Raw genomic sequence first — 16,727 nt, 5'->3', positions numbered from 1 at the left:
AAGTTCACAAAGAAAGCGCAATGTTCAAGAAGTATTATAATTATATTTTCTGTGGTCTCTGTGCATTCTTTATGAACCGTGTGCTTCGGTAAAAAAATTAAAAATCAAACTTATAATTGGCTCCCACTAAAAATTGAAAACCTTGCACTGGGAAATTCAACCATTTTTGATAGTTGTTATTCGTTAGATTGTTTAATTTTATAAAACCTGTTAATTGATCATTGTATTTGTAACCCACATTTGCATTCACATCAAAATATCCTTCTAATATAATCGGAGTAGTTGATGGTAAAAAAGTAGTACTGTTTTGAAGATCTTTGCGTTCTCCTACATAAAATACATTCGCGCCAGCATACCATTTCTCTGTGATATCCACGTCAAGATTTGCTTTAAACTGAATTGCTGGTAAGTTCCAAGCCTCTTGTTGAAAATCATTTGTAAAACTGCTAAAGCTGCCGTTTATTCCAAAAGAAATATCCTTTGAAAAATCAGCTTTAAGTTCTCCGAAAAAACAAAGGGTACGCATATCATCATACACCACTTGAAATGAGTTCCCAAAACCATAGTTCATATTAGTAGCGGTCTCACTATAATCATTGCTTTTAAACAAAGCCTTGTTGCGCTCATTGTTATACGAACCTCTCAAGGTATAACTCACAGTATTGCTCAACTTTCCTTTAAGACCTGCATAGATTTCATATTGATTATCGGTTGGATTAATCAATAAGGTTGGAGACAAAAATGGGTTTTCGGTCACAAAATCTTGATAGGAATTTTGGTTTAAATTACCTTCAGCACCAGCATAAAATATCATCAAATCGCCCACCACTTTGTAGGAGGCAGTAAATTTTGGATAGATATATAAAGAGCTATTGCTGTTTTTGGTATCCAAACTATAATAAAGAGTGGCACCAAGGTTTAAAGTCCAATCTTTCTCTTGCATCACAAAACTTGGCGAGAGACCAAAATTTGTAAAACCATAATCAATGGCTGCTGTATTGCTGTTATTAGTGACAAAATTTCCGCCTACATAATCCACAATAACATCTGTTTTTACAGCATAATCCATTACTTTAAGTTCTAGCGTGGGCTTTACTACAAAACGATTTTCGGCCGATTTATAAAGATCGGTAAATCTATTGAACTTGACAGTTGCCTTTTCCAATATTCCCTCGGCAAGTACTACATTTCCTGAGAAAGACAACGTATTGTAAGATTGTTTAGGATCAATACTGGCAAGCAAACTTGCTTTATCAGAATTGGTTAATGAACTTCCAAAATTCATTGGCAAACCATACCAATTATTTATTTGGTTATTGTAACCCAAATCCAGATTGTACGAAAGTGTTTTTTGATTTGAACCGTACATAATATCGAATGCCGTATCATAAAAACTGTTATCTAAATCTATGGCATTAATTCCGCCTTGCGAGGAGTGATGCCTGAACATTCCTCCCACATAATCAGTAGTATTTAAATCATGATTCACAAACAGTTCTCCTACCAATGTTCCATAATTACCAGCACCAAATGTGGCATAATTTTTAAAAATATGAGGTTGTTTTTCCTTTTCAACCCCTTGTGCTTTTCCCTTTGAAGGAGTAAAAGTTGATGCTACAGGGAATGAAAAAATAGCATACTTAACCGTTTCTTTTTTCGAATTGGCCTCTTCCTCAAGTTCTGGAACTTCTTTGACTTTAAAGGCATCTGAAATTTTAGGAGTAAATGGCTTGACTACGTTTACCGTTTCTGTCCCTATTTGCTCTTTTTTTTGTGACCAAGAAATTGGAATTATACCCATAAACAAAAAGCCTAATAGAAACGGCTTTAAAATTCCTGTTTTGCTATAATTCTGTACGTTTATAATGGATGGATTCAATGTCATTTCTGTTGTGTTTACTTCTTGTTTTTTAAATGCTTTTTTACGCAAGCTTATACTTCCCAAACTCCTTTTGCAAGAAACTGAGACTTCCCTCCTATTTTAATTTCATAATTTTCACCACTTTTTGTTCCATCAAAATAAATTTGAGAAGGCCTTTGTATAAAATGCCCTTGGTGATTGACAAGCTTTATTTTTGGATTGTGATATTGTAATAAAAATGCTTGCAAGCATGTACTGGCACTACCTGTAGCTGCATCTTCAATCAATTGATTGTTTTCAATACACATCATTCTGCTAGATAATTTTTCATTTTCTAAACAAAAAAAGTAAAAAGCTCTATGTGGTGTTTTACAATTTTGGCGCAACCATTGTTCTGCTTTATTTTTATCCAAAACAATCTTGCCCAGCACCTCTTCATTTTTTACGGGTACCATAACAAATGCACTACCAGTAGTCACCTCTTGAATAGGGAAATTTTTATCAAAATCACCTTGTGACAAAGTACTAAATGAGGAAAAATCATCTTTTAAATAAACATCTAAAAAAGTAGGTTGCGCGGCTTGAAGCCAAATAAATCCATCTTTTTCATGAACAGGAATTGCTCCCACAGGAACCTGCATTGTAATCGTTGATGGATTATTATTGAAAATTTTATTCATTAAAACCCATGATGTCCCAATGATGGGATGCCCTGCAAACTGCATTTCATGTTCAGGTGTGAAAATTTTAATTTCGGCAGTATTTGTTTCCGTATTGATGTGAGTGATAAAAGTACTCTCGGCAAAGTTTATTTCCTTTGCAATTTGTTGCATTTTATCTTTGCTCAAATTTTCGGCACCCAAAAAAACAGCAAGTTGATTGCCTGCATACTTCGCATCCGTAAAAACATCTACTATATAAAAATCTAAATTCATTTTTCTATTTTATTAAAAATCAAACAACATTTCCAAACAATTCTGTGAAGCAATTATTTAGTTACGGATGAGTTTGTTTTGGCCTCTTCTATTTTGATTATATCTAATTCTTTTTGAGCATCAGCAACAACATCTGGGAAATCAGTAAAATTCTGAATTACATTCTCTAGAATATAAGTGGCTTGAAAACTATCTTTCAGTCCATAAAAATTCTTAGCCATTAGCACCAATCCTTTAGCACCAAAATATTTATAACTAGAATAACTTTTAGCTAATTTTTGTACCGCTGCATTCGAAGCTTCATAATTAGCCTCTTTGTTTTTAAAATAGGCATCATAATACAAGGCCTCTGCTGCCAGTTCTCCTTTGGCCGTAGCCATTAATTTTGCATAAGCGCTTTTCGCTTTTACTTCGTCTCCGTTAACGATTGCAGCGCGGGCAATGATAATTTGAGCATCACTTTTTACTCCATTATCCGTTTTAGGATTTAGCAGTACTTTTTCGGCATAAACACCAGAATTAGGATAATCTTTTTTGTCGTAATACAATTTCATCAAATTAGACTGAGCAAAAGTTTTGTTTTGAGACGTTTCTGCTTCGTTTTCTAATCTAGTTAGCATTGCAATTGCTTTCTCTGAATCTTTATTTTTAAGATAAATTTGAGCCAAGCGAGATAAAGACTGCTCTGTAAATTCATTTCGAGGCTGAGCCACTACATACTCATAATGCGGAATGGTTTTGTTTTCGGCACCATCTGTAAAATACAGTTGCGCTAAATAATAGTTAGCTGGTAAAGCATGAAGACCGTGTGGAAACTGACTCACATAACTTGCAAATCCATCAATAGCTTGCTTTGTATTGTTTTGCTGAAATTGTTTTTCGGCTGCCTCATAACTGTCATTGTCTAATTCTGCATCAGTAACCGCAACAAAGTCAAGTGTTTTGACCCACGTTGCATATTCATTTACTCGTCCTGTGTCTACATAAATCAATCTTGCTGTTGCTACAGCCTCTAGTGCCTCAGGAGTTCTAGGGAAATCAGCAGCAACTTTTTTAAATTTGACTAATGCTTGATCGTCTTTATCCGTGTTGTAAAAAATTAAACCTTGACGCAAAATTGATCTAGAAGTAAATGTTCCGTTTTTAAACTCGGTATTCAATCTGTCGTAGGTCTTAATTCCTTTGTCATTTTCGTTCTCAGCAACATAGGTATTTGCTAGTTCAAACAAGGCATCATCTCTAAAATCAGATTTTTGATAAGCCTCTAAAAATGAATTCAAATCATTTATTTTTTTGTCATTCTTACCCATAAAGCCATACGAAATAGCTCTTTGAAAATAAGCATAATCAGCATCTACACTTTTTGAGTCTACCACTTTTGAATACGCTTGTAAGGCCTCCGCATATTTTGAAGTTACAAATCGACAATCAGCAAGTCTTAAATAAGAATCTTGAAAACGAACTTTATCCGCAGTAGCGTTATCAATTTGTTTTTGAAAATAATTCCCAGCTTGTTCGTATTCTTTCAACTTAAAGTACGTGTATGCTATATTGTAATTGTGATTTTTAAACTCAGGAACCGTGTTTGCCTGAGCCGCATTTGTAAACTGTTTGAAAGTGAGTAAAGCCTCTTTAAAATCATTTAAAACATATTCTGTTTCTGCTTTCCAAAAAATTGTTCTCGCCGTAAAAACAGGATCTTTTTGTTCGGTTAAAGCCTTGGTAAACATTTTCAAAGCTTCATTAAAATTTGCGTCGGTGTACAATTCTAATCCTCGGTAAAAAAGAACTTTTTGGTACGCTACTTTATTTTCGGGTGACTTATTTTTTTCTAATAATACGAGCGCTTCCTTGTAATTTTTAGAAGAAATATAAGAGTCTATCAATAATTTCTCAATCTCATTTTTATTCGCATTCTCTGGATATTTCTTTAAAAAAGCTTGTAAAACGGCGGGTACACTTTGATAGGAATTGCCTAATTCATAACTCAATTTAGCGTAATTTAAACTTGCATCTTCTTGAATGGCGAGATCAAAATCCATTTCAGAGGCATTCTTGAAAGCGTTTAATGCTTGTTGTTTCTTGTCCGTGTCCAAGTAACTTTCGCCCAAGTGATAGTAGGCATTTTGTGCCACAAAATCTTTCCCTCCTATTATTTTATTAAACTGACTTATTGCATTTTCAAAATCTTTTTGCTTGTAATGCGCATAACCTAATTGGTAAAAATCTGTATTTGTCCACTTTCCTTTTTTACCTTTGTAAGCCTCTAAAAAAGGGATTGCGTTGCTGTATTGTTTTAAATTAAAATGGCTTTCGCCAATAATTTTATTCAGTTCTGATTTTTCTATAGCATTTGAACCAGCCATTGCTTTTTGCCCTAAATCGATAGCTTTTTGAAAATTACCAAGCTTAAAATTCATATCGGCTTGGTAATACGACAATTTCTCTTTGTACTTCTCCTCACCCGAAACTTCATCAAAATACTTAGTTGCTTGCTTGTAATCATCGCCTTCATAAGCCATAAATCCTAAATAGTATTTGGCCTGAGATCCATATTCTTGTGAGTTAATTACTTTGTTAAAATACGTTGTTGCCTCCTTGCGTTTCTTAGCATTGAAATTCCCATACCCTTTTTGAAAATTAAACTTATCTTGATCATTTCTACTCAAACTAGACTCGTCTACTTTATCAAACCATTGCAAAGCTTGAGGATAATTTCCTTGCTTAAAGTGAAATTGCGCTACCTCTATATATGCTTGATTTTGTTTTACACTCGTGGGATAATCTGTAACAAACTTTTCCATCAACTCATCTGCATTAGACTGGTTGGTTCTAATGGCACAGTTTGCAGCATAATAAGTACAATCTGATTTTAGCTCCTCGGTAGTGGCTGATTCTTTTACTTTATCAAAAATCAATTGAGCAGATGTGTATTGAGCATCTTTGAACAACGAAACTGCTTTGTCAAATTCCCTGGAATCATGTGTATATATTGCTGTTTTTTGTGCACTAAGACTAGTGGCGTAGATAAAAAGGCTACCTATAAAACATTGAGAAAGTTTGCGCATTGTACTTTTATTTTAATAATTCAAATGTATTATATTCTGAGTCTATAACGAATTGATTACGGGATTTATTATGATTTTTTTACAATTGCTGTGTGTTCGCATACTGTTCTAGGATTATTATTAAAAAACAGTGGGGTTGATTTTGTTCTTTGATTTTTTTATCGAATTCTAAGCATTAGAATAGAATTTATTTTGAATCGTTGCGTTTACTTATTACTTTTACCCCATAAACAAATGTAAAACATGTCACAATCCGTACTATCCTTAAAAAATGTAACTATTTATCAAGAAAATAAATCAATTTTATCTGATGTAAACTTGGAGGTAAAGCATGGCGAATTTCTTTACATCATAGGTAAAACAGGTTCTGGTAAAAGTAGTTTGATGAAAACACTTTACGCTGATTTGCCTTTGACTGAAGGAGAAGGAACAATTGTTGACTTTGATTTGGCAACCTTAAAAGAAGATGACATTCCGTTTTTGAGACGAAAAATAGGAATTGTATTTCAAGATTTTAAATTACTACCAGATCGCACCGTAAATGACAACATGTTATTTGTGCTTAAAGCTACAGGCTGGAAAGATAACGGTGAAATGGAAGCTAAAATTGAGGAAGTTTTAAATAAAGTAGGGATGGGTGAATTTGGCAAAAAAATGCCACATCAATTATCTGGTGGAGAACAACAGCGAGTGGCTATTGCTCGTGCATTACTTAATGACCCTGAGCTAATCCTTGCCGATGAGCCTACTGGAAATCTTGATCCTCAAACCAGTGCCGAAGTTCTTGAAGTACTAAAAAAGATTAACGCAATAGGAAAAACAATCATTATGGCTACCCATGATTATGCTTTATTGATGAAATTCCCATCCAAAACATTAAAATGTGAGGATTCTAAAATATTCGAAGTGATACAGCAACGCAATTCTTAATGCTTTCTATTCTTGTTCCTATTTACAATTTCAATGCATTTCCTACCGTTCAAGAACTGCATAGACAATGCGTAGAACAAGAAATACCATTCGAAATTATTTGTCAAGATGATGCTTCACAATCTGATTTGAATTGTTTTAATGAAAAAATAAACGACTTATCTAATTGTAGCTTTGTTTCCTTAAAAAATAACATTAGCCACCGAGAAAATAGAAATAATCTAGCAGCACAATCAAAATACGACTGGCTGCTGTTTTTAGATGGCGATTCGATTATAACCAACAAAAACTTTATTCACCACTACATTAAAGAAGTAAACACTTTCGATATCGTATATGGTGGCCGATTACATCCTGTAAAGTGTCCTTCAAATAATCAAAAACTGCGGTGGAAATACGGTCGCTATATGGAAGACCAAAGTGCCCCTGAACGAGAAAAAAAAGGGTATTCGGCTCTGCTTTTTAACAATACCCTCATCAAAAAAAAGTGTTTTGTTACGGTGAAATTTGACACGAACACTACAAAATACGGTCATGACGATACACAACTTTCCTATCGCTTAAGTCTCAAACTTTTTTCTTTAAAGCATCTTGAAAATCCTATAGAACATGGTGATATTGACACAAACTATGATTATTTAAGTAAAACCAAACAATCTCTGGAAAACTTACAGCAATTGTATCAAACAAAAACAATTGATCCTAAGTTTGTCAAATTGCTTTCACTATATGATTTTTTAGTTCGTACTAAACTTCAATACGGTATAGCGCTATTTTTCAAAATATTTTCAAAAGCATTAGAGCAAAATTTAAAAAGCAACAATCCAAAATTATTCTTTTTTAATTGTTTTAGATTGGGCTATTTATGTTCTATTTCAAACCCAAAGTCTTTACGTTAAGGACTTGATTAATTTTTGCCATTCAGGCATTACTTGCTCTATCTGGTAAACATTACTTGTAGCTTGCGCTTTTTTGCCCATTTCTAAACGAAGCGTTTCACTGCTCATCAACAACTGCAATTGTTTTATAAATTCATCTTGATTACCATCTTCAACGAGCAATCCATCAACACCATGATTGATAATTGCTCTTGGACCACAAGGACAATCATAAGCAACACAAGGAACTCCAGCAGCCATTGCCTCCAGTAAAACCATAGGAAAGCACTCGTACCGAGACGTCATAACATAAATAGCTGCTTGTAAATACACCTCTTGAATCGTTTTGGTTGGGTCTAAAAAAACTACCGAATCTTGTATTCCTAACTCTCGTGCTAACAGTTCAAGATCTTGGTAGTTGCCACAATGTAATTCTAATTTCCAGGATGGATACGATGCTACGACTACTTTCCAAATAGGCAACAACCTGTCAAGCCCTTTTTCATAAGTATTTCTAGCTACAGCAATCACCTTTCTCGATGAAAGCGGCGCAACAGAATTTACGGCAAACCATAATGGATTAGGAATTATTGCTTTCTTCCTAACATTCCATTCAAGAGCACTTTCATTGGATAAAAATACAACTTTAGTATACTTTTGAGCAGCATACTTTTTGAAGTGATATTGCAAATTCTGTTTCAAAGAATTGAATACAGCATGCGACGAAGGATGTTCCTGTACATAAATTGAACTGTGAATTTCTAACAAAAGTGGAATTTTGCAGCGAACTAAAAAAGGAAGTAAAAAAGCTTTTAATCCATTATCGCAAACCAGAATACAATTTGGTTTAATGAGAGAAATATATTGATTTAACGCCTTATAATATTGAAAAGCAAACAAAGGAGCAGCACCTTTTAATTGCATGTCATGAAACACAACATCCTCATGAAAAGAGTAAAACAAGGGCATATTCCCATTATTCTGAGTTAAAATATGAACTTCATAACCGCATTGTGTAATAAAATAATTCGTTTTCAAAGATAAGATTCTTGCAACCCCTCCTTCATTATTGATATTTGGAACTATATAAAGTAGTTTCATTTTTTTGAGTTGATGAAAGTATCAAAATCCCTAATATAATCCTCCTCATCAAAAGTGGCTGATGCCAAGACAAGACAAACGGCACCTGATGAAAAATTTTCAAGTTCGCGCCACGTATCATTTTTAATCAATAATCCCTTGTCAGGTTTATTTAAGGTAATGGTTTTTTCTGTAATTCCATCTTTTAAAACTACATCAAAACTTCCTGAAATGGCAATTAAAACTTGCTGTAGCTTTTTATGAGAATGTCCGCCTCTTTTTGAAGAACTAGGAATATCAAACAAGTAATACACCCGCTTAATTTCAAACGGAATCACCGCATTTTCTATGACTGCAATATTCCCAAGCACATTTTCAATCTTGGGTATGTCTATAATTTCTATTTGCATCTTAACTCTTCGTATTTAAATAATCAAGCCATTCATTTCCAATTTTTTCTACTGAAAACCGAAGCGCACTTGGTACACTATTCGCTTTGCAAAATACTCTCAATTCAGCATCCGTATAAAGTAAATCTATAGCTTCAATCAGTTTCTGCTTATTTTGATTTTCAACTAGTAAACCATTGAATCGGTCTGTAATAATTTCACTTGGCCCAGCAAAACAATCATAGGAAATAGCAGGAGTTCCTACTAACAAACTTTCTATAATCACATTTGAAAGTCCTTCATATTCACTGGTAACTACTGTAAAAAGAGCGTTTTTTTGGTAACAAAAAGGATTTTTTTGATAACCCACAAACTCTACTAAATCACCTAAATTTTTCTCAGCAACAAGCCGTTTTAAATCCTCAAGATAGATGCCAGAACCAATGATTTTTAATTTTATTCCATTTTGTGGCAATACCGTTTTGGAATACGCCTCTATCAAAACATCAAATTGTTTTACCTTTTCGTTCATTCGACCCACAGCAATAATATAGGTATCATCCATTGGCATACGAACCTGAGCGAGTTCTTGAATCTTTTCGACTTCAAAAGGATTGTAAATGGTTTGCGCTTTAATTTTGTACTGTTGGAGCAACGCCTTTTCCAGTGCTTTACTTACGGATACAAAATTATGTTTTCCATAAATAAAACGGGCAATCCAAGGTCTTTTCGAAATGTAATTGTGTAAAATCCCGCTATGAATGGTATAAATAACACTCGATTGATAAACATAATGTGCCATCAAAAATTCATTTATCGTATTCACCCGATAGCGAAAATCAAGAACAAAATCAAAATGATGTTTTTTAAAATAACTTCGTAATTCGTATAATCGTTGTAGCTTTTTGAAGGTTGTCGCGGTATTTTTTTTACCTAAATTCAGCACAACTCCTTTGTAATCATAAACGATATCGTCAACAAAAATAATATTGTGAACTTCAATTCCTTTGCTTTCAAAAAAAACAGACAACACGGCATGCACACGTTCTGCACCACCGCCACCCAGTGAATCGCCCACGAGAGCAATTGTTGTTTTTTTCGGAATCATTTTTAATTTACTAATTTAGCTTCAAATATAAACACTTCTTTGTTCAAATGAATTACAATCCACTAGTTTCCGTTATCTGCCTTTGTTACAATCATGAAAAATTTGTTCAAGAAGGACTGGAATCAATTGTAAATCAAACACATAAAAATATTGAAATTATTATTGTAGATGACTGCAGCACAGATAATTCTGTGGCAGAGATTGAAAAATGGCTCGTTAACTACCCCAATGTTATTTTTATTGCCAATCGTGTAAACCAAGGGAATACAAAATCTTTTAATACCGCCTTCAAGCGCTCTACTGGCTCCTATATTATTGATTTTGCAACTGATGATTTACTCCATCCCGATTGTGTAGCCACGCAACTAGAGCAGTTTAAAAACAGCACTTACCCTAATCTTGGAATTGTATATGGTAATGCCGAAATGATCTTTGAAGACAACACGCATTTTAGATATTTTTTTGAGGTAGACCAAAATAAAAAAAGAATTCAAAGCCAGCCGACAGGCGACATTTATTTAGGATTATTGCGTTTAGACAACAATGTTTGTTCCGTTTCGGCAATGGCAAAAAGAGAAGTTTATGAAAAGCTAAATGGCTATAATGAAAACTTACATTATGAAGATTATGATTTCTGGATACGAGCAGCGCGCAGCTACAACTTTGATTACATAGACCAAATTCTGTTACAAAAAAGAGAATTAAAAAATTCCTTGAGTACCTACCGTTTTCGAAGATTGAATTCAAAAACGCGAAAATACAATCGGTCTACTTATACAATTGTAATCCATGCTTTAAAAATGAATATCACTACCGAGGAAAACAAGGCCATTTTAAACATGATTCATCATGAAATGGAAATAGCATTGCGAACAATCGACCCAATTTTACTTCTCAAATATATCGTATTAGAAGCCAAAGTATTAACTTTAATCGCACTAAAAAAAAGATACCGATAATTCTTAGTTGGGTTTTATAAAAAATCTTTAGTCGTAAAAAAACATCTAAATTAAATACTAGTCTTACAAAAAAACGGTGTTCACAACACTTTTTTTGCAATAACTTCACACTCGTTTAGGCAAGAATATAGCCGTAGAACCTTATTTTTGTTATCATGAGATATTTTAAATCGGTTACAATGCCATTTGGAATTCTTTATTTTTTACATCATCTAAATCGAATACAATGGAAACCGATACATTTATTTTCTGTCTTGAGGCTGTAGCCGATGTGGAGGAAAATCTAGATACCGAAGTTGTCAAACATCTAGAAAAACTAGCATCAGATCAAGGATTGACAAGCATTTATAAAACATGTGACACCATAGAAGGACTAGAAGAAAGCTTGAACACACTCCTATACGACGATCATAATTTCACCAATTACGAAATCATTTATCTGGTAATGCCTGGCGAAGCCAATACGATTTGCATCAACGAATATTTTTACAGCCTTGAAGAAATAGCCGAATTATTTGAAGGGAAAATGAGAGGGAAAATTGTTCATTTTGCGAATTCAAAAATTCTTGATTTATCACCAGATGAGGCACAATATTTTATTGATGTTACTGGTGCAAAAGCTGTATCGGGCTATGGCGCATTCCTTCCTAATGTGAGTAGTACTGCCCTAGACCGTTTGTTTTTTGGACTGTTTGAAGAGCAAGATGATATTTTTGAAATTGTTGAAGAACTGCATCAAAAACAATATGCATTGTGCAAATTACTTGATTTTAGAATGTATTATTAATTCGTTCATAGCATTTTAGATATTGAAACGAGTTCAAACAAAAAGTGACTATAATAGCTTCTTAAACTATTTTTATATGTTAAAATGACGGCATAAAGACTAATTTTTTCACAATAAGAGATTCAACATTGCATAAAATCTTTATATTTGAAATACAAAATTCAAAAATCAAAACTCATGAAAAAAATAGTATCCCTAGCTGTAATTGCTTTTTTTACACTTCAAATGAATGCACAAGAAGTTAAAGCAGTAGCCAAAGAAAAATCAAAAAAAGAGGCTTGTTGTTCTAAAAAAGGTGGAAAAGCAGCCATGTCAGCAGCTGAAATTGAAAAATGTATGGCAGCATGCAAAGCCAAAGGAAAAAAATGCGATGCATCAAGTGCCGGTAAAAAATGCTAAAAACCGATATGTATTATACAAAAAACGCCTCTTTCTAGAGGCGTTTTACTTTTATATAAGTAGGTAATTATTTTACTCTCACACTCCACTCAAAGTCCATTTCTGAAACTTGCACTCCTTTTTCATCCGTGCCAATGGATTTCATCCAAAAGGTCTGCCCCTCTCCTGTAGCAATAGTTTCCTGAATTGCTTTCTCGATTAAATGTCCGTCATTACACGTAAAAGTAATGCGACCCGTGGCTTTTTTGGTGAAATTTCCTTTGTTGTTTGCAACTAACATTGATATTTTACGACCACTTTTTTGAATTTGAAACATCACAAGTGCTCCCGTGGTTAATTCTGCTGCCATAGCTTGAACGGCAAAATACATGGAGTTAAACGGATTTTGATTGATCCAACGGTGTTTTACAGATACAACACATTTTTTTTCGTCAATGTTTTTTACGCGAACTCCGCAAATAAAAGCCGATGGTAATTTGAAAAATAAAAATTTATTAAGTTTTGATGCAGTAAGTAACATAGGCTTTCTAGTTTATGAATTTTAATTACAAATGGTAATACATGGGCTGTCAGGGGTATTGCCATTTGATATTTTGCTAAAATACAAAAAAATACTATGCACGCCTATTAAATTTATTTGTTAATTTTATGTTAATGTTTGGTACTATGCGAAACAAGATACTGTTTTTTAAACATATATTTGCATAAGAAATTACTAGGTAGCCTAATTAATCTAAAAATCAAATCAGTTTCAATCATCATCAAAAATCAAAAAAAATGGAATCATCTACAGAAAAAAACATTGCCACATTTACACACTTGAGTACACTGACTCAATATTTTATTCCTTTTGGGAATTACATATTCCCAATTGTATTGTGGAGCACTAAAAAAGGAGAATCGGAATTTGTGAATCACCACGGGAAACAAGCTATTAATTTTCAGTTGAGTTTATTACTCTATTCCTTAGTATTGTTAATGATAGCAATTCCTTGTTTTTTAATCACTGTTTTTAAAAACATCCCGTTGAATAGCTTGCATGAAAATCACAATTTTATCTTGTCTGATTTTAATTTTAGTGACAATGCTGGATTTTTGACCGTAGGAATTGTGAGTCTTTTACTTTTTTTAATTTTAAAAGTTGTTGAGTTCTTTTATATTATTTACGCTTCGATGCAAACATCTAATGGCATAGCATATAAATACCCGCTTACCATTCCGTTTTTAAAATAGACATGAAAGTACTAGAAGTTCTGTATAGCCCTGATTGCAACGGCATCCTTTTATGGTCTCGTTTTTTAGAGAACAGAAAAGATAGAGTGAAAAGCAGGAATAAAAGTTCTTAAAAAAACGGGAGTTGACTGCTCCTAAAAAATCATCATAATAATCAATCAAGCTGGAGTAAAATCCAGAAAATTAATCAAAGAATGAACAGTTTTAATCACACAAAATCAAAAAAATGAAATTATGAACATTGAAAACACAAAAGCACAAATGCGCAAAGGTGTTCTTGAATTTTGCATCCTATCGGTACTAAAAGAGAAAGACGCATACACATCAGAAATATTAGACACTTTAAAAAACGCAAAATTACTAGTTGTTGAGGGCACTATTTACCCTTTATTGACTCGATTAAAAAATGACGGTTTGCTCAATTATCGTTGGGAAGAGTCTACATCAGGACCACCAAGAAAGTATTATGGCTTGACCGAAATAGGACAAACTTTTTTAAAAGAACTTAGTGGCACCTGGACTGAATTATCAGATGCTGTAAACCTTATAACCAACCAAAAATAATAATCATGAACAAGACTGTAAATATAAACCTAGGCGGAATGGTTTTTCATATAGATGAAAATGCATACCAAAAATTAACTCGATACTTTGATGCTATTAAGCGCTCATTATCAAACTCATCTGGACACGATGAAATATTAAAAGACATTGAAATGCGCGTGTCTGAATTATTGAATGAAAAACAAATAAGCGACAAGCATGTTATAGGATTGAAAGAAGTTGATGAAATGATTGCTGTTATGGGACAACCAGAAGACTATATCATTGAAGACGAAAATGCCGAAGCAAAACCATACCAAAACACGAGCAGAAGAACTAAAAAACTGTATCGTGATAAAGAAAAAGGGATGCTAGGTGGTGTAGCACAGGGATTGGGTTACTATTTTGGGGTTGATTCTGTGTGGATCAGAATAGTACTAGTATTGCTGGTTTTTGCTGGTTTTGGAACTGGTATTTTAGCGTATATTATTTTATGGATTGTAACACCAGAGGCCGTAACAACCTCTGAAAAACTTGAAATGACTGGAGAACCTGTTAATATATCAAACATTGAAAAAAAAGTTAGAGAAGAGTTTGAGAACGTTTCTGGAAAGCTAAAAAATGTAGATTATGACAAATACGGTGTCCATATTAAAACTGGAGCAAACAAATTAGGAAGCTCGTTTGGAGATTTTATCATGACCGTTTTTAAAGTTTTTGCAAAATTCTTAGGCATATTATTGATCTTGTCTGGAATCACCGTTTTGTTTTTCTTGTTGATTGGTATTTTTACATTGGGTTCTGGATTGTTTATCGATTTCCCTTGGCAAAATTTTATTGAAGCAGGCAATTTTACTGATTATCCTGTTTGGTCTTTTGGATTACTTATGTTTTTTGCAGTTGGGATTCCGTTCTTTTTCTTAACGTTGCTAGGGTTTAAATTACTAGCACCAAACATGAAATCAATAGGGAATATTGTAAAGTATACCTTGCTTGCTATTTGGATTATTGCAGTTTCTATTGCTATCTCAATTGGAATTAAACAAGCTAGTGCATTTGCAGTAGATGGTAGAGATGTAAAAAAAGAAACCATTAATTTAAAACCTACAGATACATTGTACATCAAATTTAGATACAACGATTATTTTGCCAAGAACGTAGATGACAATAGAAATTTTGAGGTAACTCAAGACTCCATTGGAACTAACATTATTTACTCTAATGATGTGCGTTTTAAAATTGAAAAAACAGATGAAAAACTACCTTACCTTCAAATAGAAAAAGAAGCTAGAGGTATATCATTATCTGAGGCTAAAAAAAGAGCTCAGAAAATTAAATATGCGTATACCATCAATGGGAATCAAATTGTTTTAGATAATTACATGATTACTGAATTAAAAAATAAATACCGTGATCAAAGTGTAGATATCACCCTATTTGTTCCAGTAGGCACTTATATTAAGCCTGATTCATCTGTACAAAACTACGACAGATCTGACGATGAATTCTTTAATTTACACTACAGCTCAGATAATTACGTTTACAAAGTTACATCAGATAAAATAAAATGTTTAAATTGCCCTGCTGATGAAAATGAATATAATGATTCAGAAACTCAAGAGGAAGAGGTATACAATTCTGAATATTCAAGTGAAGTTGATAGTACTTCAATAGAGAGCAATGTAGAAAACTCAAACGAAACTAAAAAAGGCTCTGGAAAAGGGTTATCAATAAACAAAGACGGAATAATTGTAAAAAATAAATAATCATGCTAAAAATTATCACACTCATTACTAAGTTTATTGTAGGTGTACTTATTGCCTTATTTTGCACCTCTTGCCATTTCAATTTTGACGCTGTTGAAGGAAACGGAAATGTAACCACAGAAAACCGAAAAATTACAGAGCGTTTTAAAAGTATCGAAGTAAATAGCGGCATTGATGTTGAAATAGAACAATCAGACAAGGTTGAAGTCATTGTAGAAACGGACGAAAACTTACAAGAATATTTGACTACTGAAGTTGAAAATGGTACCCTTGTAATCACTTTTGACAAAAATTTAATGAATGATGCAGATGTTAAAAAAGTAATCGTAAGAATGCCAGTTATTGATGAACTCGAGGCCACAAGCGGAGCAACAATTGTGAGTAAGAACACCTTAAAAGGAGAAAACATTAGACTTAATACCTCAAGTGCAGCAACCATGGACCTTAGCATAGAAGCTGATGTTGTAAGCTGTGACACTAGTAGTGGTAGTGAAATAAAAGTAAACGGAAAAGCGCTAGAGACTAAAAATTCTGCGTCAAGCGGAAGCGAAATCAACGCTTATGACTTGTTAACAAATGTAGTTAGAGCTGATGTTTCAAGCGGTGCTAGTATTAATGTGCATCCCATTGTGAGTTTAAATGCAGAAGCTTCTAGCGGTGGTGTAATTCATTATGACATACAACCCAAGTCAATCCAAAAAAATACTAGTTCGGGCGGTAGCATTAGCGCAGAATAAAAGACTTTTTCAAACAAAAAAATCATCCCTAACTAGTGGATGATTTTTTTTATA

16 protein-coding genes are annotated in these 16,727 nt (G+C 33.4%); 9 read left to right on the top strand and 7 right to left on the bottom strand.

What is annotated here, in order from left to right:
- Window positions 1-97 precede the first annotated feature (97 nt).
- From LQ189_RS03575 to LQ189_RS03565, 3 genes are read right to left on the bottom strand one after another with little or no spacing between them, the layout of a single operon-like run.
- A complete protein-coding gene (locus LQ189_RS03575) occupies window positions 98-1,885 on the bottom strand; it encodes a TonB-dependent receptor (RefSeq protein WP_230154369.1) in 1,788 nt (595 codons plus the stop codon).
- A 47-nt stretch (window positions 1,886-1,932) separates the two neighbouring features.
- Entirely contained in the window at window positions 1,933-2,796 is an 864-nt protein-coding gene (locus tag LQ189_RS03570) for a PhzF family phenazine biosynthesis protein (RefSeq protein WP_230154368.1), read from the bottom strand.
- A 53-nt stretch (window positions 2,797-2,849) separates the two neighbouring features.
- Complete coding sequence (locus LQ189_RS03565; protein ID WP_230154367.1) at window positions 2,850-5,864, bottom strand: tetratricopeptide repeat protein; 3,015 nt, start codon at window positions 5,862-5,864, stop codon at window positions 2,850-2,852.
- A gap of 243 nt (window positions 5,865-6,107) precedes the next feature.
- On the opposite strand from LQ189_RS03565, the gene LQ189_RS03560 reads away from it, so the two are divergent.
- Together LQ189_RS03560 and LQ189_RS03555 are read left to right on the top strand one after the other, a co-directional pair.
- The gene (locus LQ189_RS03560; RefSeq protein ID WP_086453714.1) at window positions 6,108-6,794 is read left to right on the top strand and encodes a cell division ATP-binding protein FtsE; all 687 of its coding nucleotides are present in this window, start codon (window positions 6,108-6,110) and stop codon (window positions 6,792-6,794) included.
- Window positions 6,794-7,693: a glycosyltransferase gene (locus LQ189_RS03555; protein ID WP_230154366.1), complete on the top strand. Its 900-nt coding sequence runs from the start codon at window positions 6,794-6,796 to the stop codon at window positions 7,691-7,693. Before LQ189_RS03560 ends, LQ189_RS03555 begins: the two co-directional genes overlap by 1 nt.
- Here the strand turns inward: LQ189_RS03555 and LQ189_RS03550 are convergent.
- Genes LQ189_RS03550 through LQ189_RS03540 form a run of 3 tightly spaced genes read right to left on the bottom strand, consistent with a single transcriptional unit; the run spans window position 7,685 to window position 10,249 of the window.
- Window positions 7,685-8,773 carry a glycosyltransferase family 4 protein gene (locus LQ189_RS03550; protein ID WP_230154365.1) on the bottom strand — a complete coding sequence of 363 codons (1,089 nt, stop codon included), beginning with the start codon at window positions 8,771-8,773 and terminating at the stop codon, window positions 7,685-7,687. The genes LQ189_RS03555 and LQ189_RS03550 overlap by 9 nt on opposite strands.
- Complete coding sequence (locus tag LQ189_RS03545) at window positions 8,770-9,162, bottom strand: FdtA/QdtA family cupin domain-containing protein (RefSeq protein ID WP_230154364.1); 393 nt, start codon at window positions 9,160-9,162, stop codon at window positions 8,770-8,772. Before LQ189_RS03545 ends, LQ189_RS03550 begins: the two co-directional genes overlap by 4 nt.
- 1 nt (window position 9,163) lies before the next feature.
- Complete coding sequence (locus LQ189_RS03540; RefSeq protein WP_230154363.1) at window positions 9,164-10,249, bottom strand: glycosyltransferase; 1,086 nt, start codon at window positions 10,247-10,249, stop codon at window positions 9,164-9,166.
- Between the two features lie 47 nt (window positions 10,250-10,296).
- Here LQ189_RS03540 and LQ189_RS03535 point away from each other — a divergent pair, with 47 nt between their 5' ends.
- From LQ189_RS03535 to LQ189_RS03525, 3 genes are all read left to right on the top strand, one after another.
- Entirely contained in the window at window positions 10,297-11,208 is a 912-nt protein-coding gene (locus LQ189_RS03535; RefSeq protein ID WP_230154362.1) for a glycosyltransferase, read from the top strand.
- A 226-nt stretch (window positions 11,209-11,434) separates the two neighbouring features.
- The gene (locus tag LQ189_RS03530) at window positions 11,435-11,995 is read left to right on the top strand and encodes a DUF6642 family protein (protein WP_182649240.1); all 561 of its coding nucleotides are present in this window, start codon (window positions 11,435-11,437) and stop codon (window positions 11,993-11,995) included.
- A gap of 177 nt (window positions 11,996-12,172) precedes the next feature.
- The gene (locus LQ189_RS03525; protein ID WP_230154361.1) at window positions 12,173-12,394 is read left to right on the top strand and encodes a hypothetical protein; all 222 of its coding nucleotides are present in this window, start codon (window positions 12,173-12,175) and stop codon (window positions 12,392-12,394) included.
- A 67-nt stretch (window positions 12,395-12,461) separates the two neighbouring features.
- On the opposite strand, the gene LQ189_RS03520 is transcribed toward LQ189_RS03525, so the two are convergent.
- A complete protein-coding gene (locus LQ189_RS03520; protein ID WP_230154360.1) occupies window positions 12,462-12,914 on the bottom strand; it encodes a DUF4442 domain-containing protein in 453 nt (150 codons plus the stop codon).
- A 257-nt stretch (window positions 12,915-13,171) separates the two neighbouring features.
- On the opposite strand from LQ189_RS03520, the gene LQ189_RS03515 reads away from it, so the two are divergent.
- The 4 genes from LQ189_RS03515 to LQ189_RS03500 all read left to right on the top strand — a co-directional run bounded on the left by LQ189_RS03515 (window position 13,172) and on the right by LQ189_RS03500 (window position 16,673).
- Window positions 13,172-13,627 carry a DUF4870 domain-containing protein gene (locus LQ189_RS03515; protein ID WP_230154359.1) on the top strand — a complete coding sequence of 152 codons (456 nt, stop codon included), beginning with the start codon at window positions 13,172-13,174 and terminating at the stop codon, window positions 13,625-13,627.
- Window positions 13,628-13,861: 234 nt separating this feature from the next.
- Window positions 13,862-14,191, top strand: a complete 330-nt coding sequence (locus LQ189_RS03510; RefSeq protein WP_086454625.1) for a PadR family transcriptional regulator — start codon at window positions 13,862-13,864, stop codon at window positions 14,189-14,191.
- Between the two features lie 5 nt (window positions 14,192-14,196).
- On the top strand, window positions 14,197-15,936 hold the full coding sequence (locus LQ189_RS03505; protein ID WP_230154358.1) for a PspC domain-containing protein: 1,740 nt from the start codon (window positions 14,197-14,199) through the stop codon (window positions 15,934-15,936).
- 2 nt (window positions 15,937-15,938) lie between these two features.
- Window positions 15,939-16,673: a head GIN domain-containing protein gene (locus LQ189_RS03500; RefSeq protein WP_230154357.1), complete on the top strand. Its 735-nt coding sequence runs from the start codon at window positions 15,939-15,941 to the stop codon at window positions 16,671-16,673.
- Window positions 16,674-16,727 lie beyond the last annotated feature (54 nt).

This window comes from Flavobacterium sp. CECT 9288, from assembly GCF_918731615.1.
GTDB lineage: Bacteria > Bacteroidota > Bacteroidia > Flavobacteriales > Flavobacteriaceae > Flavobacterium.
Note: the sequence above shows the minus strand (reverse complement) of the source record. Positions and strands in the feature narration are given on the sequence as shown.